The organism is Rhizobium sp. P28RR-XV (genome assembly GCF_012641385.1).
In the GTDB taxonomy this organism is placed as follows: Bacteria; Pseudomonadota; Alphaproteobacteria; order Rhizobiales; family Rhizobiaceae; genus Rhizobium.
In genome coordinates, this window is sequence record NZ_JABAIG010000007.1 from 234,416 (window position 1) to 260,565 (window position 26,150).

At 59.0% G+C, this 26,150-nt stretch carries 23 protein-coding genes; 15 read left to right on the top strand and 8 right to left on the bottom strand.

The features are described 5' to 3' along the window. Positions 1-3: 3 nt before the first annotated feature. From HGP12_RS16835 to HGP12_RS16900, 14 genes are all read left to right on the top strand, one after another. Positions 4-1,599 (top strand): ABC transporter ATP-binding protein, encoded by a 1,596-nt coding sequence (locus tag HGP12_RS16835; protein WP_168879348.1) that lies wholly within the window; start codon positions 4-6, stop codon positions 1,597-1,599. Then, positions 1,596-2,633: an ABC transporter permease gene (locus tag HGP12_RS16840; protein WP_168879349.1), complete on the top strand. Its 1,038-nt coding sequence runs from the start codon at positions 1,596-1,598 to the stop codon at positions 2,631-2,633. Before HGP12_RS16835 ends, HGP12_RS16840 begins: the two co-directional genes overlap by 4 nt. Continuing rightward, positions 2,630-3,523 carry an ABC transporter permease gene (locus HGP12_RS16845; protein ID WP_168879350.1) on the top strand — a complete coding sequence of 298 codons (894 nt, stop codon included), beginning with the start codon at positions 2,630-2,632 and terminating at the stop codon, positions 3,521-3,523. The genes HGP12_RS16840 and HGP12_RS16845 overlap by 4 nt, the downstream gene beginning before the upstream one ends. A gap of 16 nt (positions 3,524-3,539) precedes the next feature. Continuing rightward, a complete protein-coding gene (locus tag HGP12_RS16850) occupies positions 3,540-3,971 on the top strand; it encodes a VOC family protein (RefSeq protein WP_168841586.1) in 432 nt (143 codons plus the stop codon). Then, positions 3,968-4,906: a nucleoside hydrolase gene (locus tag HGP12_RS16855; RefSeq protein WP_168879351.1), complete on the top strand. Its 939-nt coding sequence runs from the start codon at positions 3,968-3,970 to the stop codon at positions 4,904-4,906. Before HGP12_RS16850 ends, HGP12_RS16855 begins: the two co-directional genes overlap by 4 nt. Beyond that, positions 4,903-6,435 (top strand): amidohydrolase family protein, encoded by a 1,533-nt coding sequence (locus tag HGP12_RS16860; protein ID WP_168879352.1) that lies wholly within the window; start codon positions 4,903-4,905, stop codon positions 6,433-6,435. The genes HGP12_RS16855 and HGP12_RS16860 overlap by 4 nt, the downstream gene beginning before the upstream one ends. Before the next feature lie 693 nt (positions 6,436-7,128). After that, a complete protein-coding gene (locus tag HGP12_RS16865; protein ID WP_168879353.1) occupies positions 7,129-8,163 on the top strand; it encodes an ABC transporter substrate-binding protein in 1,035 nt (344 codons plus the stop codon). Positions 8,164-8,168: 5 nt separating this feature from the next. Then, positions 8,169-8,981 (top strand): ABC transporter ATP-binding protein, encoded by an 813-nt coding sequence (locus HGP12_RS16870; RefSeq protein WP_168879354.1) that lies wholly within the window; start codon positions 8,169-8,171, stop codon positions 8,979-8,981. After that, entirely contained in the window at positions 8,972-9,811 is an 840-nt protein-coding gene (locus HGP12_RS16875) for an ABC transporter permease (protein ID WP_205926496.1), read from the top strand. Before HGP12_RS16870 ends, HGP12_RS16875 begins: the two co-directional genes overlap by 10 nt. 27 nt (positions 9,812-9,838) lie before the next feature. Beyond that, entirely contained in the window at positions 9,839-11,197 is a 1,359-nt protein-coding gene (locus HGP12_RS16880; protein ID WP_168879355.1) for an FAD-dependent oxidoreductase, read from the top strand. After that, positions 11,194-12,351, top strand: a complete 1,158-nt coding sequence (locus HGP12_RS16885; protein WP_168879356.1) for a CaiB/BaiF CoA-transferase family protein — start codon at positions 11,194-11,196, stop codon at positions 12,349-12,351. Before HGP12_RS16880 ends, HGP12_RS16885 begins: the two co-directional genes overlap by 4 nt. Further along, positions 12,348-13,124 (top strand): enoyl-CoA hydratase-related protein, encoded by a 777-nt coding sequence (locus tag HGP12_RS16890; protein ID WP_168879357.1) that lies wholly within the window; start codon positions 12,348-12,350, stop codon positions 13,122-13,124. The genes HGP12_RS16885 and HGP12_RS16890 overlap by 4 nt, the downstream gene beginning before the upstream one ends. A 35-nt stretch (positions 13,125-13,159) precedes the next feature. Continuing rightward, positions 13,160-14,083, top strand: coding sequence for a LysR family transcriptional regulator (locus HGP12_RS16895; RefSeq protein ID WP_168879358.1), 924 nt, complete (start codon positions 13,160-13,162; stop codon positions 14,081-14,083). Between the two features lie 6 nt (positions 14,084-14,089). Continuing rightward, positions 14,090-15,487, top strand: coding sequence for an amidohydrolase family protein (locus HGP12_RS16900; RefSeq protein ID WP_168879359.1), 1,398 nt, complete (start codon positions 14,090-14,092; stop codon positions 15,485-15,487). 18 nt (positions 15,488-15,505) lie between these two features. On the opposite strand, the gene HGP12_RS16905 is transcribed toward HGP12_RS16900, so the two are convergent. The 3 genes from HGP12_RS16905 to HGP12_RS16915 form a co-directional block, all read right to left on the bottom strand. Continuing rightward, entirely contained in the window at positions 15,506-16,396 is an 891-nt protein-coding gene (locus HGP12_RS16905; protein ID WP_168879360.1) for a dihydrodipicolinate synthase family protein, read from the bottom strand. Positions 16,397-16,417: 21 nt separating this feature from the next. Next, positions 16,418-16,759, bottom strand: coding sequence for a ferredoxin (gene fdxA / locus HGP12_RS16910; RefSeq protein WP_168841598.1), 342 nt, complete (start codon positions 16,757-16,759; stop codon positions 16,418-16,420). Between the two features lie 570 nt (positions 16,760-17,329). Further along, a complete protein-coding gene (locus tag HGP12_RS16915; protein WP_168879361.1) occupies positions 17,330-18,052 on the bottom strand; it encodes a DUF72 domain-containing protein in 723 nt (240 codons plus the stop codon). Between the two features lie 275 nt (positions 18,053-18,327). Between HGP12_RS16915 and HGP12_RS33790 the strand changes: the two genes are divergently transcribed. Beyond that, a complete protein-coding gene (locus tag HGP12_RS33790) occupies positions 18,328-18,549 on the top strand; it encodes a hypothetical protein (protein WP_205926497.1) in 222 nt (73 codons plus the stop codon). Between the two features lie 163 nt (positions 18,550-18,712). On the opposite strand, the gene HGP12_RS16925 is transcribed toward HGP12_RS33790, so the two are convergent. The 5 genes from HGP12_RS16925 to HGP12_RS16945 form a co-directional block, all read right to left on the bottom strand. After that, positions 18,713-19,825 (bottom strand): ABC transporter permease, encoded by a 1,113-nt coding sequence (locus HGP12_RS16925; RefSeq protein ID WP_168879362.1) that lies wholly within the window; start codon positions 19,823-19,825, stop codon positions 18,713-18,715. A gap of 2 nt (positions 19,826-19,827) precedes the next feature. Beyond that, positions 19,828-22,599, bottom strand: coding sequence for a ribosome-associated ATPase/putative transporter RbbA (gene rbbA, locus HGP12_RS16930; protein WP_168879363.1), 2,772 nt, complete (start codon positions 22,597-22,599; stop codon positions 19,828-19,830). Further along, positions 22,596-23,672, bottom strand: coding sequence for an HlyD family secretion protein (locus HGP12_RS16935; RefSeq protein ID WP_168879364.1), 1,077 nt, complete (start codon positions 23,670-23,672; stop codon positions 22,596-22,598). The genes rbbA and HGP12_RS16935 overlap by 4 nt, the downstream gene beginning before the upstream one ends. A gap of 125 nt (positions 23,673-23,797) precedes the next feature. After that, positions 23,798-24,484, bottom strand: a complete 687-nt coding sequence (locus tag HGP12_RS16940; RefSeq protein ID WP_168879365.1) for a hypothetical protein — start codon at positions 24,482-24,484, stop codon at positions 23,798-23,800. A gap of 343 nt (positions 24,485-24,827) precedes the next feature. Further along, on the bottom strand, positions 24,828-26,072 hold the full coding sequence (locus tag HGP12_RS16945; RefSeq protein ID WP_168879366.1) for an acetate/propionate family kinase: 1,245 nt from the start codon (positions 26,070-26,072) through the stop codon (positions 24,828-24,830). Positions 26,073-26,150 lie beyond the last annotated feature (78 nt).

Below are 26,150 nucleotides of genomic sequence, written 5' to 3' on the forward strand. Positions count from 1 at the left end.
GACATGTCTAATTCGTTTCAACCCGCGCTGGGCCTCGGCGGCGTCACCGTGCGCTATGGCGAGGTGGCGGCACTTTCCGGTGTTTCCGTTGGATTCGCGCCGGGTCTCATCCATGCTGTCGTCGGCCAGAACGGCGCGGGCAAGACGACGTTCGCTCGCGTCGCCGCTGGCATCGTCCGGCCGGCCGACGGCGTCGTCAGCATCCACGGTCGCGCAATCCGCACCGGCGATGTCGGAGAAAGCCGGGCGGCGGGCGTGGAGCTTGTGCATCAGAGTTTTGCTTTGCCTCCCTCCTTCACTGTTGCGGAAGCTATGGAGTTCGGCGCAAGCGGCAAGGGTGGCATCTTCTCCCGAAAGGGTTTGGTCAGGCGCTGGACACCGCATCTCGAAAGCCTCGAAGTGCAGATCGATTTCGGCAAGCGCATTCGCGATTTGCCGATCGAAACGCAGCAAGGTATCGAGATCGCCCGCGCGCTGGTGACGGATGCCAAGATCCTCGTCCTCGACGAGCCCACCGCTGTACTGTCGCCATCGGGCATCGAGACGCTTTTCGCCCGCGTTCGAAAGCTGAAGGAACGCGGCGTCACCGTCATCCTTATCCTTCACAAGATTCGCGAAGTTCTGGGTATCGCCGACACGGTGACGGTGCTGCGTGGCGGGAAGCTGATCGACGGCCCGCTCGCCTGCACCGATATCAGTGCCGAACGCCTCGCAACACTGATCGTCGGCGACGCCGTCCGGAACATTGGAGCCGACGACCGAAAAGCCCTGACCGGCTCGGAGACTGTTGATCATGCGCAAGGCCAAAGTTCGCTGGACGCAGCTCCTGTCCTGGCATTGTCAGGCATTTCCACCAGGCCGGACAGCGAAGGCACGGCGCTGGATGGCATCAATCTTTTGCTCAGGCCAGGCGAGATACTCGGCATCGCCGGCGTCGAGGGCAATGGTCAGAAGACATTGGTGCGAGCCATCGCCAATCTTGCCGACCTTGCTTCGGGTAATATCACACTGGGCAGCCACGACATAAGCACCGAACCGCTGACCGTCCGCCGTCGACTGGGACTTCGCATCATTCCCTTCGAGCGCAATGTTGAAGGGCTCAGCCTCACGAGTTCGCTCTGGGAAAACTGGAGCGCCCGCGACCTGCTCCAGGGATCACTGCTCCGGCTGGTCAATCCCTCGAAAATCCGAAGTCTTTGCGACAAGGCGCTCAAAGGATGGGACGTTCGCTATTTCTCGTCGCTACAGAAGGCTGGATCACTTTCAGGCGGCAATGCCCAGAAGGTCGTCCTCGCACGCGAGATCGATCAGGACGCCAAGGTTATCATCGCCGCACAGCCGACACGCGGGCTCGACATTGGCGCCACAACCTTCGTCTGGCAATCGCTGCGGGCAGCGCGAGATCGGGGTTCGGCCATCTTGCTTATCTCCTCCGATCTGGATGAGCTGTTCGATATTTCCGATCGGGTGATGGTCATGCTGTCCGGCAGGTTCGTGGGCGAATTCGCTCCTGCGTACGATATTCAGGCTGTGGGTGCTGCCATGACGGGGTTGGGAGGAAGTGCGGCAAGACTGGCGGCTACGGAGGCATTCACATGAGGGACCGTATCCTCACTATCATTCGCAGTCTGATTTTCGTGGTTCTGGCCCTGGTGCTCTGCGCCATCGTCTTCCAGTTTGCCGGCTACGACGCCTGGCTTATGCTCACTTCGGTGGCTGACGGCGCCTTCCTGCATCCAGGCGCGTTGCAGCAAAGCCTTCGCTGGGCCCTGCCGCTGTTTATAACCGCCGCTGGTGTCTCGATCTCCTTTCGCGCCGGCTTCTTCAACATTGGCGCACAAGGTCAGTTCTACGTCGGCGCAATATGCGCGGCCTTTGCGGCCGAATGGCTGAAAGGCGGCCCCGCGGTAGTTGTCATACCTGCCTGTTTCATCGCGGGAATGACCGGCGGCGCGCTTTGGGCGCTATGGCCAGGTTTGCTGCGGCTTCGCTCCGGAACGGACGAGGTGATCACCACGCTCATGGGCAACTTTCTCGCAGGCCTGCTGCTAATCTATGTCACCTCCGGCCCGCTCAAGGATCCATCCGGCTCCGGCCAGCAAGCCTCTAGCCGACCGCTCGATGCCGCTTATCGGATTTCCAATTCGCTTGGTCTGTCGCCGGCCATCATCGTCATCGCGGCGTTAGTCGGCATTGCCATGTGGTTGCTCGTCAACCGCACCGCCTTCGGTGTGCTGGCGAACCTTGCGGGCCGCAATGGCACCATGGTGCAGTGGCAGGGTGCAAAGCTCTGGCAACTGGGCCTATCCTCATTCCTGATCTCAGGCGCAATGGCGGGACTTGCGGGCACGATCGAGCTGATGGGTCCGAATGGTCGTCTTGCCTCCGGCTTCCTGCCGACCCACGGCTTTACTGCCATCCTGATTGCCCTGGTCGCCAATCTGTCGATTGTCGGAACCGCGGTCGTCTCGCTCTTCTTCGGCGGGCTTGCCTCTGCTGCTCTCTATCTGCCGATTATGGCGGGCCTGCCTGCAGCGGCCATCGACATCATCAATGCCGCCATCGCGCTCTTCATCACCGCCCGTGCCGAGTTTCTCGACCGGCTTCTCAAGATCGGAAGGCGCTCACCATGAACGACGTCATAATTGCCATCCTTCGATCCGGCACGCCGCTCGTCTATGTGACCCTTGCCGGCATGATTGCACAGCGCGCCGGCGTCTGGAACCTCGGCCTCGAAGGCATCATGATCATCGGCTCGTGTGCGATCATTCTCGGCATCATGCTAACCAATTCCTTCTGGCTCGCCATGCTGATCGCGATCGTCCTCTGCGTGCTGGCTTCCGTCCTGCTCTGGTTTGTCATCGACCGGCTCAAGGCAAATCCGATCATCGCCGGCCTGGGCCTGACGGGGCTCGGCATCGGCGGCACAGCTCTCGCGGTGGAATCGATCTTCGGCAGCCAGGCGACCGTCTCTGCCCCTTTCGGCGCGCCGAAGCTGGGTCCGGCCTTTGGCGATTACGGAGTGCTTTCAGTTTTCGTGCCTTCCATGCCCTTCGTCGTCTTAGGTCTGTGGGTGCTACTTAGACGCACCCGCTTTGGCTTGCGGCTTGCAGCCTGCGGCGAGCACCCCTTCGCTGCGCGCTCGATTGGCGCCAACCCATCGCGGATGCGGCTGATTGCCCTTTGCATAGGCGGTGTGCTCTGCGCTGTCGGTGGAGCGGAACTGGCGGCGGGCAGCCTGCAGTTCTTTGCCCAGGGCATGACGTCGGGGCGGGGATTCATGGCTTTCGCCGCCGTCATATTCGGCGCCGCCCATCCCATCGGCTCAAGCTTCGCAGCACTCTTTTTCGCGGTCGTGGGTGCCATCGGCATTCGCGCCCAGCTTACTTTCGGTGACAAGGTTCCCCAGGATCTCCTACAGGCACTGCCTTACCTGGCCACCATCCTCGGCGTCTGGCTTTCGGGCAAGCTGCGCGGCGGCGCGAAGGCGGCGACCGGTTTTGCCGAACTCAAAGACCAATAATCAGGGAAGAAACATCATGAAATTCGCGCAAGTCCATCCGATCCAGGATGTCTGTATTCTCGTCACCGACATCGAGAGGTCGATCCGCTTCTATACCAAAAAACTCGGCTTCGACCTGAAGCACCGAGCACCCGGATTTGCTGATTTTACCGGCGCCGGCCTGACGTTGGCACTCTGGGAACGCAACCATATCGAACACCATGCCGGCGTACATGTGAAGGCAGGATCGGCATCCGCTGTGCTGATCGCCGTCAAGCTCGATAGCGCTGTTGAACTCGATCTGGTTCATGATCAACTGAAGGCCGATGGTGTCGAATTCGTCAGCCCGCCGGCCGATTATGCCTGGAACGCACGGGGTGCCTATTTCTACGGACCGGATGGCGAAACCTGGGAGCTCTACGCATGGCTTGAGGGCGGTGCGCCGGGCAAGATTGAGGCGGCGGCATGACGCGCAAGCTCATCATTCTTACTGACCCAGGTCAGGATCAAGCGGCTGCAATCCTGATGATACTCGGTCAACGCGAGGCTTTCGACGTACTTGGCCTTGTGGCAACGGCCGGCAACATCAGCCTCGACCATACGATCACCAACTGCCTGAAGCTGGTGGAACTGGCCGGACGGCCCGATATTCCGGTCTTTGCAGGCTGCCCGCAGCCGATCATCCGGCCGCTGGTCATGGCCGAGCATGTTCACGGACCAACAGGGCTCGATGGCGCCCATCTGCCCATGCCGGCCATCAAGGTGCAGCAGAGACACGGCGTCGATTTCATCATCGACACCGTGCGGGCGCATCCCGGCGAGATTACCATCTGCTCCCTGTCTCCACTCACCAACCTTGCCGTGGCCCTGCGCAAGGCCCCGGACATTGCCGGGAAGATTGTCGAGATCGTCGCCATGCTCGGTGCCTATTTCGAGGTCGGAAACATCACGCCCACGGCCGAATTCAACTGCTATGTCGATCCCGAGGCCGCCGACATCGTCCTGAAGGCCGGTATCCGGACGACCCTGTTGCCGCTCGACGTGACCCATCAGATGCGTTCGACGCCGGAGCGCCTACAGGCCATGCTGGCATTCGGCAACAGATGCAGCGTCGCCACTGCCGAAATGCTGGAATTTTCACAGGCTTTTGATCTCGGGAAGTATGGCTGGGAAGGCGCGCCGCTGCACGGACCCTGCGTCCCGGCCTTCATGCTTGCGCCGGAGATTTTTTCGGGCCGGCTGATTAGCGTCGCGGTCGAACTGAATGGCACGCTGACTGCAGGCATGACGGTTGCCGACTGGTGGCAGATAACCGATCGACCGAAGAATGTGTTCTATGTCAGAGATGGTGACCCGAATGCCTATTATGACCTCCTCATTCGCTCGCTGGGAAACCTGCCATGACTGAGACCCTTGTCCGCGGCGCTAAAATTCTCTCCGTCGATGAGAAGCACGGGACTGTGCCTTTCGACGGCGATATCCTGATAGAAGGCACGACGATCAAGGCCATCGGTTCGAACCTCCAGGCTGAGCCGGGTGCACAGGTCATCGATGGCCGCGGCAAGCTGGTCATGCCGGGACTGGTCAACGCGCATACGCATTCGAGCGAGACGTTCTTTCGCGGTCGCTATCAGGGCATGCCGTTGGAAATCTGGCTGCTCTATGCCTATCCTCTCCTGATGAACGACGCGATAGGCGAAAGGCTCCTCTATCTCCGCAGCCTGCTGCTAGCGATGGAATCTCTCGGGAGCGGCGTGACGACATTCTGCGATGACTTCTTCGATCCGCCTGCGCACGATCTGGACCGCTTGAGCACGGTGTTTCGGGCTTATGATGATGTTGGCATTCGCGCAAATGTCTCAAGCGCGGTCATGAACATCCACACACTCGACGCCCTTCCCTACGCCCGGGAAGTCATGCCGCAGCATTTGCAGGACATGCTCGATTTCGGGCCGCCGATAACGACCCATGACTACATCGATTACTGCAGGTCCGCTTTTTCCGCCCTTCATGACCGCGCCGGCCGGCTGAATTTCATGATCGCACCTTCGGCGCCCCAGCGCTGCACGCCGGATCTCATGGTCGCATGCATGGATCTCGCGATCGAAAAGGGCGTCCCTTATCACACCCACGTCCTGGAGACGAAGACGCAGGCTGTCACGGGTCACGAGATCCTTGGCAAGTCGATTGTTGCCCATATGAACGGACTTGGCCTGCTCAAGCGCAATACGACCTTTGCCCATTCGGTATGGGTGAGCGAGGAGGATATCGCGCTGATGGGGGAGGCCGGCATGTCGATCGCCCATAATGCCGTTTCCAACCAGAAGCTTGGCGCCGGCATAGCGCCGATCAGACGGCTATTGGACGCAGGGGTCACGGTAGGATTGGGGACGGACGGTGTCTGCTCCAATGACACATCACGCATTTTCGACGTCATGCGTGTCGCGGGCCTGATCCATAGCGCATCCGGCCCGGATTACTCGAAATGGGTAAGGGCCGACGAAATCTTGCGCATGGCCACAATCGGCGGTGCGCGCAGCGCGATGCTGGAAGAGATCACTGGGACGCTGGAGGTCGGCAAGGCAGCCGATCTTCTGATCCTCAATCTCAATTCTTATGCCTTCACGCCTTTCAACGATGCCACCCGACAGCTGGTCTTTTCCGAGAATGGCTCTTCGATCGAGACCGTGATGGTCGCGGGTCGTGTGGTTATGCAACATGGTCAACTGACCACGGTCAACAAGGCGGAAATCTTCGCCGAACTCGGCGAGCTGCTGCCCGCTTACCTTACCGAACACGCCGAACTTGAACGCCGAAACAGTATCTTCGAACCGACCATGGCCGAAATTCACCGTCGTGCGACGCTTCAAGACATCAGCCTCGACCGTTACCAAGGAGACATGCCTGCTTTCGATGGCTCAAACCTGGCGTAATATAGCCGCACGGCGCATTGGGCCCGGGACGCACGCCCGTGGCAGTCCAGCCCGCCTCGAAAAGATGCCTATGTCTTGAAGGATGCGGACCGCTGACCGTAATTGCGCTGACCTTATTGAAGTTTGCTTTTCGCATAGGATCTAGCGACTGCGTCGCGGTGGTGCCCAATATCATCGTGCAAGGCTGCCCGCGGTGATCGGCCTCAGCCAACCGCAAGACGTTTTCGCAGCTTGCGCATTTGATCCAACAAGGGCCGTGACGTGCACCTTTCGGTCTCATCCGCACCCTCGCCCAGCCGGTGGCTGAAGGCTCAATGATAATCGGGCCCTCAGGCTAGCAAAAGGATTCCAAGGACGCGAGCTGCTTCAAAGATGGACAAGCGGGGAGCCAGTTCGAATTGGATCCCCTCCAAATCCGGGTTTGCGCTGCCAGGATGCTCTTCCCAAGAGCCGCCTGATTATCTGAAAATCCCTTTTCCCATATCTTCCCGCTCCCCCATCTCCGCCGGGAGTCCGCGATCGGCGGACGAACCTCCCGCATCGACCTAAACGAACCCGAGCAGAGTTGCCTTTTTGGCAATGGAGAATGCGCATAATTGTTCTTTATTAGAACACGGAATTCCCCCATCATCCGATCATTGGTGGATAACGAGGCAAAAGTCCGATCGCCCAATCAACAGGGGAACTGTCAAAATGCCGCAATTCATGATGAATCGTCGCCGCTTCCTATCCAACGCTGCTGTAATCGGAGGTCTCGCCGCCACCCAGAGTCTCGTCAGCATCCGTGCCGGAAATGCTTCCGATATTGCCGAAGTACGCATGCAGCTCGGCTGGCTTGCTTCCAACGGGCTAATCGGCGAAGTCGCGGCACAGAAGAAGGGTTTCTTCACCGAGCAGGGCATCCATCTCACCATCGTCCCCGGTGGCCCGAATGTCGATGGCGTCGCCGGTGTGGCGGCCGGGCAATCCACGATCGGCCAGATCTCCTCAAGTCCCTCCGTCATGCTCGCGCGCTCGGCCGGCATGCCGGTTAAGGCGTTCCTTGCCGGATACCGCAAACACCCATTTACATATTTCTCGCTGAAGAAGTCGCCCATCCGCGAGCCGAAGGACATGATCGGCAAGACGATTGCCACACAGCCGACCGCCTTCATCCTTCTGCGCGCGCTCCTCGCCAAAAATGGCATTCCAGAAGACAAGGTGAAGATGGTCAACATGGGTTCCGACATGAACCAGCTGATCACCGGCCAGGCCGATGCCGTCACCGGTTGGGTGACGAACACCAATGCGCTGAAGGTGCTGGGCGATGAGCGTGTCGACATGATGCTCTGGGATGCCGGCCTGCAGCTCTACGCCAACGTCTATTATACGACCGACGAAGAGCTCGACCAACATTCCGACGTGCTGGTGCGCTTCACCACGGCCGCCGCCAAAGGCTGGGGTTACGTTCGCGACCATCCGGAAGAAGCCGTCGACATGCTGGTCGACGCCTATCCCAATCTCGACAAGGCGAGCGAACTTGAAGCCGTCCACCCGGTCATCGATTTCTCCTTCGGCAATAGCACCAAGCAGACCGGCTGGGGCGCGATGAATAAGGACAATTGGGCAGCACAGATCAAGGCTTACGCCGACCTGAAACAATTCACCGGCACGGTACCGACAGTCGACGACGTCGCCACCATGGCGATCCTCGATGCGACGACCGAAATCCGCAAACAAATCGGGTGAACGCCATGATAAGCGCCGCCACCATAAAACAGTCGTTGCCCGTTGCCGAAACGGCAAGGCTCGCCGTCTCCATTCGCGATCTCGATATCCGCTTCGGCGACAAGGGCAACGAGTTCACCGCTCTTTCCAACGTGTCAGTCGATATTGCCGAAGGATCCTTCGTCACCATGCTCGGGCCATCAGGCTGCGGCAAGTCGACCCTGCTGCGCTGCATTGCCGATCTTGTTGGCATCAGTGACGGCTCGGTCTCGGTGTTCGGCCGCCCGCCGCGCGAGGCCCGCGAAGGTCGCGATTTCGCCTTCGTTTTTCAAGAAGCGACACTGCTGCCGTGGCGTAGCGTTATAGACAATGTCCGCCTGCCGCTCGAAGTCGGCAGGCACGACAAGAGTTCCTACGCGGACCCCATGGAACTGCTGGCCCTGGTCGGCTTGAAGGGGCGCGAAAATGCCCTGCCGCATGAGCTGTCGGGCGGCATGCGACAGCGTGTGGCGATCGCCCGCGCGCTGGTGACCAAGCCGCGCATCCTGCTGATGGACGAGCCCTTCGGCGCGTTGGACGAAATCACCCGCGACAAGCTCAACGAGGAATTGCTGCGTATCTGGCGGGAAACGGGCACGACCATCGTCTTCGTGACCCACTCCATTCCGGAAGCCGTTTTCCTCGGCCAGCATGTACTGATGCTGCAGGCCCATCCCGGCCGTGTAAAGGAATTCATGAAGGTCGACCTTCCCTATCCCCGCGCGCTTTCCATGCGCGACACCGTCGATTTCATCAGAGTAACCGCGCATCTACGCGTACTGCTGGAGGAATGCATGTGAGCAACGCTGTGCACCCCGAAATCGGTGGTATTGGCAAAGCGCCGCGCAAGGCCGCGATCCTCGATGCAACCATTGGCGTTCTGTCTTCGAACATGCCGGCGATCCTGGCGGCCCTCGGCTGCATCGTGCTGTGGCAGGCCGTCATCTGGATCTTCAAGATCCCGACCTTCATGGCGCCAGCTCCGGTCGATGTCCTCTACGCGTTTCGCGACAATGCCGCGACACTAACGCGCAACCTCCTGCCGACGCTACTCGAAGCCGTTCTCGGTTTCGTCTTCGGCAATCTCGTCGCGATCATGCTGGCGATCTGGTTCGTTCACAGCGCGACGGCGGAAAGGGCCTTCTATCCGATTGCCGTCTTCGTCAAGGCGATCCCGATCATCGCCCTGGCACCGATCCTCGTTTTGATCTTCGGCAACGGCGTCGCCCCGAAGATCATTATCGCCGGCCTCATCTGTTTCTTCCCGACGCTGGTCAACATGGTCCAGGGTCTTCGCGCGGCCAGTCCGGCCATGCTAGACCTCATGCGGGTGCTTTCGGCCAGCAATTTCGAAATCCTCTGGAAGGTCCGCCTTCCAAGCTCCCTCCCCTTCCTGTTCGCAGCCTTGAAGATCGCGGCGACCAGCAGTGTCATGGGAGCGATCGTCGCCGAATGGATCGGGTCTAGCTTCGGGCTCGGCGCACTGATTATCGAGGCGACCTATAATTTCCGCTCGCCGCTTCTCTACGCGACGGTTGTCATTGCCGCCCTGCTCGCCGTGATCCTCTTTTTCATCGTCTCGATCGCCGAGGCGAAGATGGTCCGCTGGAAACCGGCCGGGCAGCACTGAGCGCTCAACAACATCAAGGAAACACCAATGACACAGGTTATTCATCAGCCTGCACGGGATATCTCTGTCGTCGATCGCTCCGATGTGGTGGTGGTCGGCGGCGGACCGGCCGGGATCGCAGCAGCCGTCTCGGCCGCCAGGAACGGCGCCAGCGTCACACTTCTCGAACGCTATCCCTATGTCGGCGGGCTTGCCGCCGGCGGCATGGTGCTGGTGCTCGACGACATGATCAACGAGCTTGAGATCACCGTGCGCGGCATCTGCTTGGAAATGATCGAGCGTATGAAGGTTTGGGGCCTTTGCGTGACACCGACCGATCGCGACCGCCTGATCGAGTTCAGGGAGACGCCGGAGGCCTGGCAGCGCTGGGCACGCTGGGGTCTCTTCGACTTTCACACCAAGGCGATGCCGCACCCTATCTGTTTTTCGGCAGCGTTCGATCCCGACGCGTTCAAGCGCGCCGCCTATGACATGATCGGCGAAGCCAGGATCAAGCTTAGAACCCATAGCTGGTTCTCCTCGGCGATCGTCGAGGATGGAACGATCAAGGGCGTGATCTGCCAGACGAAGGAAGGCATGCAGGCTATTCTCGGCGATGTCGTCATCGACACGACAGGCGATCTGGACGTGGCGGCCAGCGCCGGCGCCGCCTATATCGAATCCAATTTCATCCTGACCACGGTTTCGCGCTGGGGTGGCATCGATACTGGGGCCGCCGAGCGCTTCGAACGGCAGGAACCCGAAGCCTTCAAGGCGCTCGATCACGAGGCCAAGCGACTGATCGGCGGCTGCTGGTCCTTCTGGTGGCTAAAGACACCGCTGCCAGGCATCGTCTGGCTGAACTGCCCGCATATGCCGACGCTGAGCGGCCTGAAGGTGGCGGACCTGACAAAAGCCGAGATCGAGGGCCGCTCGCGCATTGCGAAATTGCTCGAATTTGCCCGTCAGAAGATGCCCGGCTTTGAGAATGCCTATGTCGTCGACTTCGCGCCGCAGACGGGCGTGCGCCAGACACGGCAGCTGGAAGGCGCCTACGTAGTCACCAAGGACGATGTCATGTCGCGCCGTCACTTCGCCGATACCGTCTGCCGTGGCCGCGACTACTACACCCCCTATCGCGCAATGCTGCCAAAGGAGATCGATCAGCTGATCGTCGCCGGCCGGCATTATTCGGCAACCCCGCAGGCACAGAAATCCAGCCGCGAAATCCCGCCGTGTATGGCGATGGGCGAGGCGGCGGGCGTTGCGGCAACCGTCGCGCTCAATGCCGGAACGACTGTCCGCAGAGCCGATATCAGTACGATACAGAAGCAGATGCGAGCCCAGGGAGCCGACCCCGGCGACATCCCATCGGAGAACGCCACATATTTGGAGGCTGCAGAATGATGACTTTGCCACTCGACGGAATCCGCGTGATCGATTTCACGCAAGTCATGCTTGGACCCTCCTGCACGCAGGTTCTGGCTGATTACGGCGCCGAGGTGATCAAGATCGAAAAGGTGAAGATCGGCGATCTGTCGCGCTGGTCGCTCGGCTCCGATCCTGATGGACTGAACAATCCCGTCTTCTGCTCGCTGAACCGCAACAAGAAGAGCCTGGCACTGGATCTCAAAGATCCGGCGGCACAAAAATCCGTCCTGACGCTGCTGGAGACGGCCGACGTGGTCGTCAACAACTTCCGGCCCGGCGTCATGGAGCGCATGGGCTTCGGCTACGAGGACCTGAAGAAGATCAATCCGCGTCTGATCTACGCCGTCGGCACCGGCTTCGGATTGACCGGCCCCTATCAGCACAAGGGCGGTCAGGATGTGCTTGCACAGGCTGTCTCCGGTGTCATGCGCAGAAAGTCCGACAACAGCCATCCGACTTCAATCTATGCCACGCCGCTCGCCGACTATTCGGCCGGCATGCATCTCGTCCAGGGCATCCTGCTTGCCCTTCTGCAGCGCGACAAAACAGGCGAAGGACAGCAGGTGGCCGTCAGCCTCTACAACTCCATGATCGCCATGCAGATGCAGGAAGGCACGACGCATCTGATGCGGCAGAAAGATCTGAACTGGGGCGCATTCCCACTGACAGGCGTCTTCGAAACCACGGACAGCGCCATCGTCATGGTCGGCGCGTTCAAGCCGAATCCGCTGCGCGACATCTGTGAGGCACTGGAGATCGAGGACCTGTCGCAATATCCGCACTACAAGGATTTCGACGCGCAGATGGCGCGACGGCCGGAGCTGCAGGCAATCTTCCGTGAGAATTTCGCCAAGAACCGCACCGCGCACTGGATCGCCCGACTGGAAGGCGTCGATATCCTCTGCGCGCCGGTGCGTTCACTCCCCGAGGCGTTGAAGGACGAGCAGACGATCATCAACAAGATGATACTTGAGGCAGGCGAGACCGCCGCCGGTCCGATCCGCTTGATCGGTTCGCCGATCGACATGTCGGCCGCACCGGTCACCGTGCGGATCGCACCGCCACAGCTCGGCCAGCACAATGAGGAAATTCTGGCCTCGCTTTCCGCGCTGCAGGGAGACGCCGCATGAGCGTTTCCTTCACCGTTGAAGACCGCGTCGCCCGCGTTACGCTTGACCGGCCCGACCGGATGAATGCGGTTGATGCGGAGACCGAGGCAAGGCTGGAGTCGGTCTGGACAGAGATCGAGAGGCGCGACGACATCAGCTGCGTTGTCCTGACGGGCTCAGGCGAAAAGGCCTTTTGCGCAGGCGCGGATCTGAAGGGCGGAAGCGGCAGTTCTGGCGTCGACTACTGGACGGTCGGGCGAGAAAACGGCTTTGGCGGCCTCGCCTTCCGCCGCTCGCTCGACGTGCCCGTCATCGCCCGGGTAAACGGCTACGCGCTTGGCGGCGGTTTCGAGATGGTGCTCGGCTGCGACATCGTCATTGCTGTGGAAACGGCACGGTTCGGCCTTCCAGAAGCACGCGTCGGCCGGATGCCGCTCGATGGCGGCATGGTGCTCCTGCAGCGCAAGATTCCGTTCAACCGTGCCATGGCCGTGATGCTGACGGGGCGACAGTTCGGCGCGCAGGAAATGGCGAGTTTCGGCGTCGTCAACGAAGTCGTGTCGGCTGCCGAACTGGACGCCGCCGTCAATCGCTGGGTCGCCGACATCGTTGGCTGTGCGCCGCTGTCGTTGCGGGCGATCAAGCAGACGGTCAATCGCACAGCACATCTAAGCCCTGCAGAGGCGCAAGCGTTGCGGACGCCCGCGCTCATCAAGGCCTTGAAAAGCGAGGATGCCATGGAAGGTGTAGCGGCCTTCCGCGAGAAGCGGGCGCCCGTTTGGCGCGGCAGATAGGCATGCTATAGCTTCAAGATTGCCGAGGGCTTTTCATGCATGCCAGCATTCTGAAATATTTCGCCGAGGTCGCACGCTCCGGATCGATCCGAAAGGCATCTGAAGAGCTGCATGTGGCAACGTCCGCCGTCAGCCGCCAAATCAAGAAGCTGGAAGACGAGCTTGGGACACCGCTGTTCGAGCGCTTTTCCGACGGTTTGCGCCTAACTTCTGCGGGCGAAATCGTGCTGCGCCATGCCAAGGAGACGCTGCAGGACTTCGAGGTCATGAAGTCCAATCTCGGCGACCTTCAGGGAAAGAATACGGGCCGCGTCCATATCGCCGCCCTCGATAGCCTGCTCGTCACGTTTCTTCCTGATTTCATCAAGAGGTTTCATAAGCTGCATCCTGCAGTCGACTTTCGCGTGCGAGCAGGAGCCTACAACAATATTTTCCATTTCATGGCGGCTGGCGACATTGATATCGGCATCAGCTTTGATCTTGCAACCCCACATGACTTGAAGCTTGTGGGCTCGATCCGCACAGCCTTCATGGCCATGGTCGCTCCATCGCACCCATTAGCGCGGGCGAAATCGGTGACCTTGCCAGAATGCGCCCAGTTTAAGCTTCTTCTGGCGCTCGACAGCGAAGTCGTCAGTTCGGCGATAGCGGTCGAACTTGCGGGGCTCAATCGAGTGGGGCGAACGTTGGTCGCATCCAACAATCCAATCCTCCTCAAACCATTAATCATGTCTGGAGACGGCATTGGTTTTTTTACGCCGGTGGGACTCTGGCCGGAAATCCAGACGGGCGAAATCGTTGCCATCCCGATCCGGGACTTCAAGCTTAGCATAGTGGATATCGGTATTTTCGTGCCGCGCGACCGGCATCTAACTCATGCCAGCCAAGCAGTTATCGAGCAGCTTAATACCGAACTGCGCAGGTTTGGCGAGGATTTGAGAACCATTGTCAGCAGATGAGAAAGCATGAAAAAGATCCGCCTGCTAAAATGTCCTGGCTATGGCCCGGCCACGCGCTTCGACACATTGACAGACCTACCACTGCAATTCGACACTGCGACCGCGCTGCCCGGCGATCTGATCATGCCGTCACCTGTCAATGCTCACGATCATGGCTACGGCATCCGCACCCTTGATTTCGGCGCGACCGACGACGCACTGGAAGCTTGGATACCGGGCCTCAGACTGCGGCCGCGAACGGATGCCTACCTCGAAGCGCTCGTCGCCTTCGGCCGGCTTGCCAGAACCGGCATCGGCGCGACCATGCATTGCCACAACTCCCTCAACATTGATCGTCTGGTCGAGGAAGCAAGCGCGGTTATGCGGGCAGCAGGTGATGTCGGCATTCGGCTTGGCCTCTCCTGCCCACTGCTCGACAACGATGCCTGGGCCTATGATGGCGGCCCGCAGCGATTGCGCCCATTTCTCTCCGAAGGTGATTGGAATGCACTTGCCGGAACGATTCCGAACTATGCTCCCATTCACACACAGCTCGTTGCCGTCGAGGCTGTCGCCGCCGCAAATACCAATCCCCTCATCGATGTGCAGTATGGCCCGATCGGGCCGCAATGGTGTTCGAATGCGCTTCTGGAGGCGATTGCTGAGGCTTCCGCGCTGCGTGGCCGGCGCATCCATATGCACTTGCTCGAAAGCCCGCGGCAACGCTTCTGGCTCGATCGGCGTTTTCCCGAGGGCATCGTCACCTATCTCGACAAAATCGGCTTTCTGTCGTCGCGGCTCGCTATTGCCCACGGCGTCCAATTGCGCCCCGATGAACTCGAACTGCTTGCTGAGCGGGGCGTGCAGCTCGTTAGCAATCCCTCAGCCAATCTCCGCCTCCGCTCAGGCGTCGCTCCGATCACCTCCACGTTAGAGATCGGCGGCCCCGCCTTCGCCATTGGTCTTGACGGCACCGGATTGGATGACGATCAGGATCTATGGCGGGAGATGCGGCTCCTCTATCTCCTGCAGGGCGGTCGCGGCCTGACGCGACGGCTGACGGCGCGGAATGTGTTCGATGCCGTCATTCGCGTCGGCGGCCAAGTGATCAATGCATACGAAGCCGAAGATTTCACCATCATCGACTATGAGGGCTTGATCACCGAAGCACTGTTCGACGACGCCGACGAAGCGGAAATCCTGTTGACCCGCATGAGCGCTAAATATGCCAAGGGGCTTGTCATTGCGGGCCGAGAGGTCATGCACCAAGGAAAACTGACAGGCATCGACTTTGACGCAGCCTTGTGCGAACTCCTGGCCCAGGCCAGAGCCGATCTGACAAGGCTTGAGAAGCAACGTCCTCTTGTTCGAGCTTTGTCCGAGGCCACGCGTGCCTATTATGCGACCTGGCCGGGGATCTTATGATTTCGAGCCCGGCGGAGATCATGCGTCGACTACCGCGACGAGTCGCAACGCATCGAGGCTATCGAGCCTTTTCCTGTCAGTAATCGGCAATTGAGGCGGCAACACCCTGGTCCAGACCGGATTTCCGCTGCGCTTGCCAACGAGGTACTTGACCCCCGGAATAAGGGGATGAGCGGCGATGTTCTGCCGCAGACGACGCACCTGATCCCGCAGCTGGGCATTCTCCTGATCGTGCCATAGTTGTTGCGACGAGGGAGGGTCGATGTTGACCGTCGCTGAGATGCAGCCCGCATAGCCATCGCGACCGGCATCGGCAAGCGCCGCCTCGCTGCTCGGGAAGACGCCGAAGCCGGCGATCTTGGCGAGCTCACGCGCATAGGCAAGATTGCCCGAACTATCCTTCGCCCCAAGAATCCGCTTTGGAAAAGCCTGCGAAAGCCGCGCTGACAAGGCGGGTGAAAACTCGATGCCGGTCAATTGCGGGAAGTTATAGAGGTAGATCGCAATCGGCGTCTCCGCCGTCCTTGCTACAAGCTCGGCAAACCACGCAAACAAGCCGTCTTCCTCAACAGGCTTGTAGTAATAGGGCGGCAGCACGAGCGCTGCCGCAAAACCAAGATCGAAGGCACGGCGCGTCAATGCAACCGTCGTTTCCAGATCCGGCGTGCCGGTCCCGACCATCAGCCTGCTGCCATCCAATTCCCGCGCTGCGGTCATCATGAGAGCGCTGCGCTGGGTGGCGGAAAGAGAGTTGGCCTCACCCGTCGTTCCTAGCACGTTCAGGAAATCGCAGCCATTATCAAGGCACCAGCGAGCGTGTTCGATGAAGGCGGCATCATCGATGTCGCCATGATAGTCGAAGGGCGTGGGCAGGGCGGCGATCACGCCGGAAATCCGGGTCTGCGTCACGAAAAGGCTCCTCCCATTTTATCAGATTCTGCGTTCCATCGGGCTACGATAGGCTGCCACGAAAGGATGATCGAGGCTGGTGACGCGGCTCTTGTCCCAACCGCCGGGGGCGCCCCATCCGGTGACGTCATTGGCAAAGAAATCGCGATTGACCTCGCGCAGGAACAGCCGCTCCGTTGGCATTTCCTCGTCCCACAAGATTGCGTCAACTGGGCAAACAGAAAGGCAGAGCCCGCAATTGATGCATTCCTCCGGCTGAATGTAGAACATCCTTCCGCCCTCATAGATGCAATCGACCGGACAGGCGACCGTGCAGGCCCCATCCTTCGTATCGATGCAGGGTTCAGTAATTACATAAGCCATGTCCTTCGCCTCACGGCGCTCTGAACGGCGCCTTTAGCAAACTATGACAAACTAGAGCGTTCTTAAGAAGCGCCGATTTTCGGCTCTTTCCTTGCCGAAACGGCAATGCTCGGGCCAAGCGAGCGGTTCGCAATACAGATGGTGTAGTTCTTTCAGCCGGCATGCAGTAGCTGCTTGCTGGTCTACTCATCCGCTGCAATATCACGCGACAATCGCCTTTCTTTCGCAAGAAAGAGACGATGGGGAGCGGGAAAGTCGTGAAGCAGCTCGTGGGCGATGTCACGTTGTTTCTTGGAGGCCTGAGCAAGGCGCTTGTTTTTGACGTCAGGCCGTTGCGCCGGTTACAGTTGCGCCATTGCGCGGACCCGATTAATCTGAAGGGAAAGGCTGGGCGTTTCCAATGCGGCGGAGCGAAGAGATTTGGGACTGCGGAAAAGATCGATGTGAAACGCTCAGGTCAGGTATCCGAAATTTAGGCTCTTGAACAGATTCGAACCATCGATCCGGCCGCCCACTCTGTAATTATGATGCGCAAAAGTCTCAACACTTTAGCTTCCGCCGCAGGTCGCCTCATCTGAACATCCTGCGGGCCGCATCGCAGATTGCAAAAACCTGCATCGTTAGCGCGTTTTCGATTGCGGCGCCGGAAGCGGTATTGTCGAACACGCACCAGCCGTCCGGCGCCAAAAGTTTCGAGAACGATCGGATGTCCTCATCTGCGTAGCTCGAGTAGTAGATTTTCGGTTTACCGTGGAGACGAACGTATCGCGGCACCGTGTCGAAATCCTCCGCCGGCCACACCGGCGCAGGATCGGCGAGAACCCGGTCGATCGCAAAGCTTTTGATCAGATCCAATGCCTCGGCCGATGCCCAGCTCTTGTGCCTTACCTCGATCACGATCGGTCCCTTATCGGCGCTCCGCATCGCCTGAAACGTCGTCTCGAACGCATCAGTGTCGAACGCCAGCGACGGTGGCAGCTGGCAGAGCAGCGGACCGCGTTTTTCTCCAAGGGGCGCGATCTCATCGAGAAATGTGTGGAACGGCTGGGCGATGCCTTTCATCGCTCGAGTATGGGTAATCTCTTTGGGGATCTTTACCGCAAACCGGAAGTTCTCGGGGACCGTTTCGGCCCAGCGTGCGAAAGTTGATGTTCTGTGATGGCGGTAAAACGTGGAATTGATCTCGACGCCATCGAACACCGAAGCGTATCGAGTCAAACCGCTTCCCTCCTGTGCAAACCGGCCGGCCACTTTTTTGGGAATGGACCAAGCCGCGGTGGCAATGATCGGCAAATCGACTTCCTCCGAGCTTTTGGGCGCTCGAACGAAACGAGGGAGCCAATGGCAGAGTTCCCGCCGCTGGGCATTAGCAAATGGCTCGATTGCGTTCTATGTCGCGAAACGGGCGCCATCCAGGCATGACAACGCCATCAACGCAGGTCAGCGCGCAGATCGCGCACGCCTCTTCCCAGGCGCTGGCGTAAGAGCGTGCCTAGTGTCGCCCCGTCGATATAACCGACCTCGGCTGCTATAGCGTCGAGGTCGAGACCGGTTCCATGGAGGAGAGATTGGGCGTGCTCGACACGCGGGATGCGTACCGCGTATGGGTCTTCCGTGTACACAACGATATTGTTTGCCCGCACGATCATTTCCCGCGTACCTTCGACCCGACCGGGCCGGTAAAGTCGGGGGTGCTCTGGAAGCTTCGCGACTTTGGTCTAGATATCATCTTTCAATCTTTGCGCTGCGTCGGGATTGTCGTCAGAGATGTAGTCGATAATCGCAGTTGATCGGCTCGAGCTGGTTTCAGCCATTCAAGCTCGCGCACGGACGTATCCATATGGCAAACGCTGCTTCCAATGAGCACGACGCGATCACTCTCGCGAGTTCCCTCGCGTCCTTTGATCGTCTCGCGGTAATGCTTACGCCTTTCATCGCGACACGATGGCTATCTCATCTCAAGAACTGTCGGAACCTATGAAGTGAAGCTATAAAAAAGATAGCTGCGATCAATGCCAGCACAAGCAGTTGAGGCCAGACGACGCCAATTCCCGCACCCCGAAAAAGCACGCTTTGCGCCAGAATGACAAAATGGGTGTTGGGCGCGGCCAACATAATGGTCTGAATAATCTCTGGCATGCTCTCACGGGGCGTCATTCCGCCGGATAGCATCTGAAGAGGCAACAGAACCAGCATGAGGAGCATTCCGAATTGCGGCATCGATCCGGCAATGGTCGCCAGGAATATGCCCAGGCAGGTCGTTGCGATGACGTCCAGAACGGTCGCGAGCATGAAAAGTGCGATCGATCCTTCGATCGGCACTTTGAGCAGCAACTGAACGACAACCACGATGGAGAAGAAGGCAGCAGCAACCACGACCGCTCCCATTGACCAAATCTTGCTCAGCATGATTTCAGTCGGCGTGACGGGCATGACGAGAAGATGCTCGATCGTCCCGTGCTCACGTTCCCGGATCAGGGCAGCTCCGGCGAGGATGATCGACAACATGGTGACAGACGAGATGACGTTGTTGATCGCCCCGAACCACCCTTTATCGAGATCGGGATTGAACCGCGCCCTTAGGGCCAAATCGATCGAAGGGGGCTTGCTAGATCTGGAATGGTCAACGAATTCGTTGACCTGGCCGGAAACGATAGACTGAACGTAACCGCCGCCGGTAAATGCCTGCGACATTCGGGTCGCATCAATATTGAGCTGGATCGACGGAGATCTGCCCGCCAAGAGATCGCGTTGGAAGTTCGGCGGTATGTCCACCGCAAACGTGTCCAGGCCGGCGTCCATGCGATTGTCCATCTGTGACGCTGAAATCAATTCGGGAACCGCGAAATAGGGCGGGTAGAATGCGGTGATAACACGGGACGATATCGGGGATTGATCTTCATCGACGATCGCGATCGGTGCGTTATTGAGCGTATCGGGCGATGCTCGCGATGCCGTATAGACCGAAAGTGTAAACGCGTAGACAATCAGGATCATCATCATGGGATCGCGCGCGAGACCCCACAACTCTTTTACGCCTAGCCGCAAAACACTCTCGACACGCATCTTCAGCGCTCCTGCTTGCTGAGCAACAATACGCCCAACATCATCACTACAGGGACCGCGAGGATCAGCGGGAAGAAGGACCCTGCCAGATCCGCGAGCCCCAAGCCTTTCGAAAACGTTCCACGAGAAATGGTGACAAAGTGGGTGGCAGGGTAAATCCGACCAATAAAAGCCCCCGCCCCGCGAAGCGAGGAAACGGGATCGGTGATACCGGAATACTGCGAGGCCGGAATGACCGTTGCCAGCACCGTGCCGAAAATAGCTGCGATCTGGCTGCTCATGAAGGTTGAGATCAGCAGACCCATGCTGGTCGCCACAGTTACGTACAAGATTGCTGCCAGGGCGAACGTCAACAGGCTGCCGGTGAACGGAACCGCGAATATAAAGACTGCAAACGCCGTCAGCATCGCAAAATTGAGCATCCCAAGAGCGATATATGGAAGTTGTTTGCCAAGCAGGAATTCAAACCGTGAGACCGGGGTGGTATAGAAGTTGATGATAGACCCGAGTTCCTTTTCCCGCACGACGCTCAGGGCAGCCAGCATCGCAGGTATCATGAGAAGTAGAAGCGGGATGACGCCGGGAACCATGGCCACTAGGCTCTTGACGTCAGGATTGTAACGATAGCGCACTTCGAGTTGAAACGCTCCCGTCGATGAGGTTGCACTCGAACTGGCGTCCTGGACGCGTTGCGCGAGCCATTGCGCGTGAACGCCCTGCACATAGCCGAGGATTGTTTCGGCGCGAGAGGGCATTGCGCCGTCAATCCACACCCCGATCTGCACGTTGCGACCTCGCGATACGTCCCGACCGAAGGCCGGTGGGATCTCGACCGCCATGGTCAATTCCCCATTGCGCATGCGACGATCCATGTCGTCATAATCGACGATAGGCGGCTTCTCGCTGAAGTAACGTGAGCCGGCAATCTGGAGAACGTAGTCCTGGCTGATCATCGTCTGGTCACGATCGAGGACAGCAAACGAAAGGTTTTCGACATCCAGATTGATGCCGTATCCGATCACGAACATCAAAATAACACTGCCGAGGATCGCCAAGGTTGCCCGGATTGGATCCCGCTGCAATTCCAGGGCCTCGCGCCTGGAGTAGGCAAACATCCTGTTGAAACTGAATAGACGCTGTGAACGATCGTCTGTGGCATGGAACTTGAGATCTGAAGCCTCGGGACCGGCGGCGGGTGCTGTCGAAGCGATGGCCAGATTCGCATCTCCGCCGATTGCGTCTTCCAGATAGGCGATGAATGCATCTTGTAGGCTTTCGGCCGATCGGCTCTCCACGATCGCCGCAGGGCTGTCGGTCACCAGGATCCTGCCCGCGTGCATCAGCGAGATGCGGTCACACAGGGCAGCCTCGTTCATGAAGTGCGTTGAAACGAAAATCGTCACATTGTCGTTTCGAGATAGATCGGAAAGGATCTGCCAGAACTTGTCTCTGGCGATAGGATCGACGCCGGACGTGGGCTCGTCGAGAATAAGGATGTCTGGGCCGTGGATCATCGCGACCGCAAGCGACAATCTCTGGCGGATTCCGAGTGGCAAGGCATCTGGAAGCGTATCGATGACATCAGCGAGATCGCAGCGTCGGACCATCTCCCGCATGCGGTCCGGGATAACTGAGGCATCGACGCTGAAAAGGCGGGCGTGAAGCTCCAGATTCTGCCGCACGGTCAGTTCGCTATAAAGCGAAAAGGCTTGCGACATATAGCCGACTCGGCGGCGCACCTCCATGTTGGCGGCATCAATCTCTTGACCGTTGAGACGCGCCGTACCGACGCTTGCCGGCAGGAGGCCGGTGAGCATTTTCATCGTCGTCGTCTTTCCACAACCGTTGGAGCCGAGAAAGCCAAAGATCTCACCACGCGCGATACTCAGATTGACGTCGTCGACCGCCGTGAAATCACCAAAACGCATCGTCAGATGCTCGGCCTCGATGGCCGGCTCGCTGCCTGAGGTGCTCGATCGCGCCGGGATATGCACGTCGACATGGCCTATCCGCCTTTCTTCAGGCAAAAGGGCGATGAATGCGGCATCAAGATTGGTCGTTCCGGTTCGTTCCAAAAGGTCGGCCGGCGATCCGGTTGCGAGGACGCGCCCGGCGTCCATTGCAACCAGCCAATCGAAGTTGGCCGCTTCCTCCATATAGGCCGTGGCGACGATTACACTCATCCCGGGGCGGCCTGTGCGGATCGCGGCGATCAGGTCCCAGAATTGACGGCGGGAGAGCGGGTCCACGCCGGTCGTCGGCTCGTCGAGAATGAGCAGGTCGGGATCGTGGATCAGGGCGCAGCAGAGGCTCAGCTTCTGCTTCATACCCCCCGAAAGTTTGCCAACAGCGCGATCGGCAAAGGCTGAAAGACCAGTATCCTTGAGCAGGGATCCTATTCGCTGCCTGCGCTCGGCTGTGTCCTGTCCGAAAAGGCGTGCAAAAAAATCGATGTTTTCAAAGACGGAGAGCGTCGGATAAAGATTCTTGCCGAGACCCTGGGGCATGTAAGCAATGCGCGGAGAGGTGCGCTCGCGGTGCTTTGCATCGGCTATATCGCCGTCCAGAACTGTGATTAGGCCCTCTTGCACGACCCGGGCTCCCGCGATAAGCGACAGAAGACTGGACTTGCCGACGCCGTCAGGCCCAATCAATCCGAGCATTTGCCCAGCAGGCAAATCCAGCGTTACCTTCTCAAGCGCGCGTGTTTTTCCGTAGGAAAGCCCAACGCCGTGAAGACATCCAACAAGCGCGCGATTGCCGGCCGCGCTCATTGGACGACGGTTCCCTCAACATTCTTTGGCCATACAGCCTGAGGATCGAGCTTTACATATGCCACTCCCGGCAGGCCGGTCTTGACCATCTGGATGTATTTGCGAAGCAGGTCTTCCGGGATTTTGGCCTTTATACGGAACATGAGTTTCTGGCGTTCGTCGGCCGTCTCGACTGTCTTTGGCGTGAATTGCGCCACATTGTCGACAAACGTCACCTTCGCTGGGATGACGTATTTGGGGGCCGCATCGAGCACAAGCCGCACGTCGGCTCCAAGTGCAACGCGGCCCGCCTGATCGGTGGGCAGGAAGAAGGTCATATAGACGTCGCTGAGATCGACGAGGTCAAGAACGCGCCCGCCAGCGGCAAGCACCTCGCCCGGCTGGGCAACCTTGTACTGGATACGGCCGGCGAGCGGTGATTTCAGGGTACTGTCATCGATATCGGCCTGAATGCTCTCTGCGGCGGCACGGGCTGCATCGACCGCAGCCTTGGCATCTATAACTTGCGCGTTCGACGAAGATAGCGCGGCCTCTGACGCGGCGACCTGAGCCTGCGCTGCCGAGAGCGCGGCCTTCGCAGCAAGGGCTGCGGCTCTGTCGTCGTCCAGAACCTGTTGCGCAGCGGAGTTTGCCTTGACCAGCTGTTCAGATCTTTTTTCCTTGATCTGCGCGGAATCGAGTTCAGCCTGGCGTTGCGCTACCACCGCATCGGCCGATGTTTTCTCCGCCTGTCTTTGTTTGACGAGGCTGCTTGCGGTGTCGACACCGACCACTGCCCTCTGTACTTCCGCCAGAGCCTGCCGCGACTGTGCTTCCAGCTGAGCGATATCCATATGAGCGAGCACCTGTCCGGCTTGGACGAGATCGCCCTCATCCACGGTGACATCCTTGATTCGCCCGGCGGCTTTCGTCGAAATGTCGACCTCGACTGCCTCGATACGGCCGTTGCCGCTTGCAATTCCCGCCGGCTGCCCTTGGCCAGCATATTTTTGCCAAACGAACCAGCCGATGAGGCAAGCTATCACGCCGATTACCAGCCAAACCCAGTTGCGGCGCAGACCGGTTTTTGTCATCCCGGCGACCGATGCTTCAGACGAAACCGACTTATCCATATGGTGAAACTCTATGTCATTGCTAATGTAATGTGATGGTATCTTTGCGATCGAATTCGAAGGACAAAGCTCTTGTCTAAGTCATGTCAACAAAGCTGGCGAGCTCGAGGCCGACATAGGAATGTTCCAGCTGGCGGGAGGCGATGAGGCGCGGTCGAGCGCGCTTTGACGCGCGGGGAGACAGCGATCTGGCCGCCTGGTGGCTCGCTTTGTGCGCCGACGGGAAAATTGGCACCGATCGGGCCGCAAAGGTCATCGACGGAAATATTAAACTGCTTCACGATCGCCTGGACCGCCTCGCTCCGCGGCAGCTCGTAAAGCAGATGCTCGGTATCGACTTCACACTTGCCGTACTGGACGGCGTGCTCGGCTGCGTGCTGAAGAATTTCCTTCGCCTGCTCGCTGAAATGGTACTGCGGACCGACCGAATCGCGATCGGGTCGAGCCAGAGGCACTGAACCTTTGCTTTGGGAGCTTGCGGTGCCCGGATCGAATAAGTTGTAGAACGGGCCGCCGCGAAAGAGGGATTCCAAGGCCGATAGGTCGCGCTGACGTCGCGTCAGCTGCGCATAGTCATGATCGCAAACGTTCGGCTGCTTCGGCCTACCGTTCTGGACAACGGCGGCGCGCTCGCTGGCAGGCCGCGCACTAAAAATATCGGACGTGATTGCTGCCATTTCGTTTTCCTTCTCGTGGCGCGGCGTTCCCAGGCAGCAGGAGCCAGGAAGATTCTGGCACCCATCCTCGGGAATCCCCGCTTCTGTTGCGAACAAGCAACCGCTCTGACGTGCCGCAAGCTTGCCATGCTGGCACTGATCTTAATCAATTTGCGATGAATTCTGATCAATTCGTTGCTGTCGCTGCGAGCCGTTTCCGTGGATCGAAGCGGCAAACCGTGGCCGGATAACCTCAATGACTTGGGAGCGGCCAACAGCGCCTTTTACGAGCGGCAACTGCATCTGCTCGGCGCACCAGCAATTTGGACCGTCGAAAGAACGCCTCAGTAACCTCGCGCTTGATCAGGCGGTTCTTCAACTGCCGTTACATGAGGCGAATATTGGCGACCGTCAGACGAAGCAGCATCTGAACAGCGCGCCACATAAAATGTGCTTCAATCTATCCATTCGTTGGCCGGCTTCTGTCGAGACCCGGCAGGAAAGCCGCGGCAGGCGCTCTTGCCGACCGGTCAAGCGCTTCTGTCGTGTGAAGTGCAATCATTCGCTCCTCGTCGGTTGGTAAAACACGGATAATCACACGGCTTTCAGCCGTACTGATAATCGCGTCATGACGGGCATTGGCATCTGGGTCGACTGCAACATCCAGCCAGGCAAGCCGTTCACAAACCAGACGGCGAATTTCCACGGCGTTCTCGCCGATACCGGCAGTGAAGATGAAACCATCTAAGCCGCCCATCGAGCTCACAAGCGCGCCGGCTTCACGGGCAATGTGGTAGCAAAACAGCTCGACAGCTTCGGTCGCGTGCGGATTATCGCTGCCGAGAAGCTCGCGCATGTCGCTGGAGATTCCGGATACACCGAGCAAGCCGGATTGATCGTAAAGGAGATGGGATAACGCTGCCGGCGTCATACCCTGATGTTGGAGCAAATAGAGCAAAACGCCGGGGTCGATAGATCCGCAGCGCGTCCCCATGACCAGTCCGTCCAGCGCGGTGAAGCCCATGGTCGTATCGATGCTACGCCCGCCCTTGATAGCGCACAGGCTGGCGCCGTTGCCGAGGTGAGCGACGATGATCTTGCCGGCGGCGAGAGCCGGATCGATCTCTGCCAGACGTCGGGCGATAAACTCATAGGAAATGCCGTGGAAGCCATAGCGCTTGACGCCCTCGGCGCTAAGGGCACGCGGTATGGCAAGCCGTGATGCGACCGGCGGCTGGTCATGATGAAACGCCGTGTCGAAACACGCCACCTGCGCAAGCTGCGGCCGCACTGCAGCGACGGCTTCGATAGCCGCCAGGTTATGCGGCTGATGCAGCGGCGCCAGCGGGATCAATGCTTTCAAGGCTCCGAGCAACGAAGGCGTCACACGAGCCGGCCGATAGAAGTGCGCACCGCCATGAACCACGCGGTGACCTGCGCCAATCAGCTCAGCGCCACCGAGATGCTCCTCGATCCAGTCGAGCAATTGCCTGAAAAAATCTTCATGCCCAAGACCTGAACCGTTTTCCCAGCGGTGCTCCGTCAGCACCCTGCCGCTCATGTCTTTCGCAATGAGGTGCGGCGCTGTCCCGATACCCTCGATCTTACCGTGGACCTTTTGATCTAGCGCAATGCCATCATGGCTGAACACTGCAAACTTCAGGCTTGATGAGCCTGCGTTCAATGTGATGAGGGCTTTAGTCATTCAAACACCGTGAGAAAATCGTCACTGCCGGCACGCCATTTTTCTGTCAAACAGAAACTGACATCACCGGATAACGGT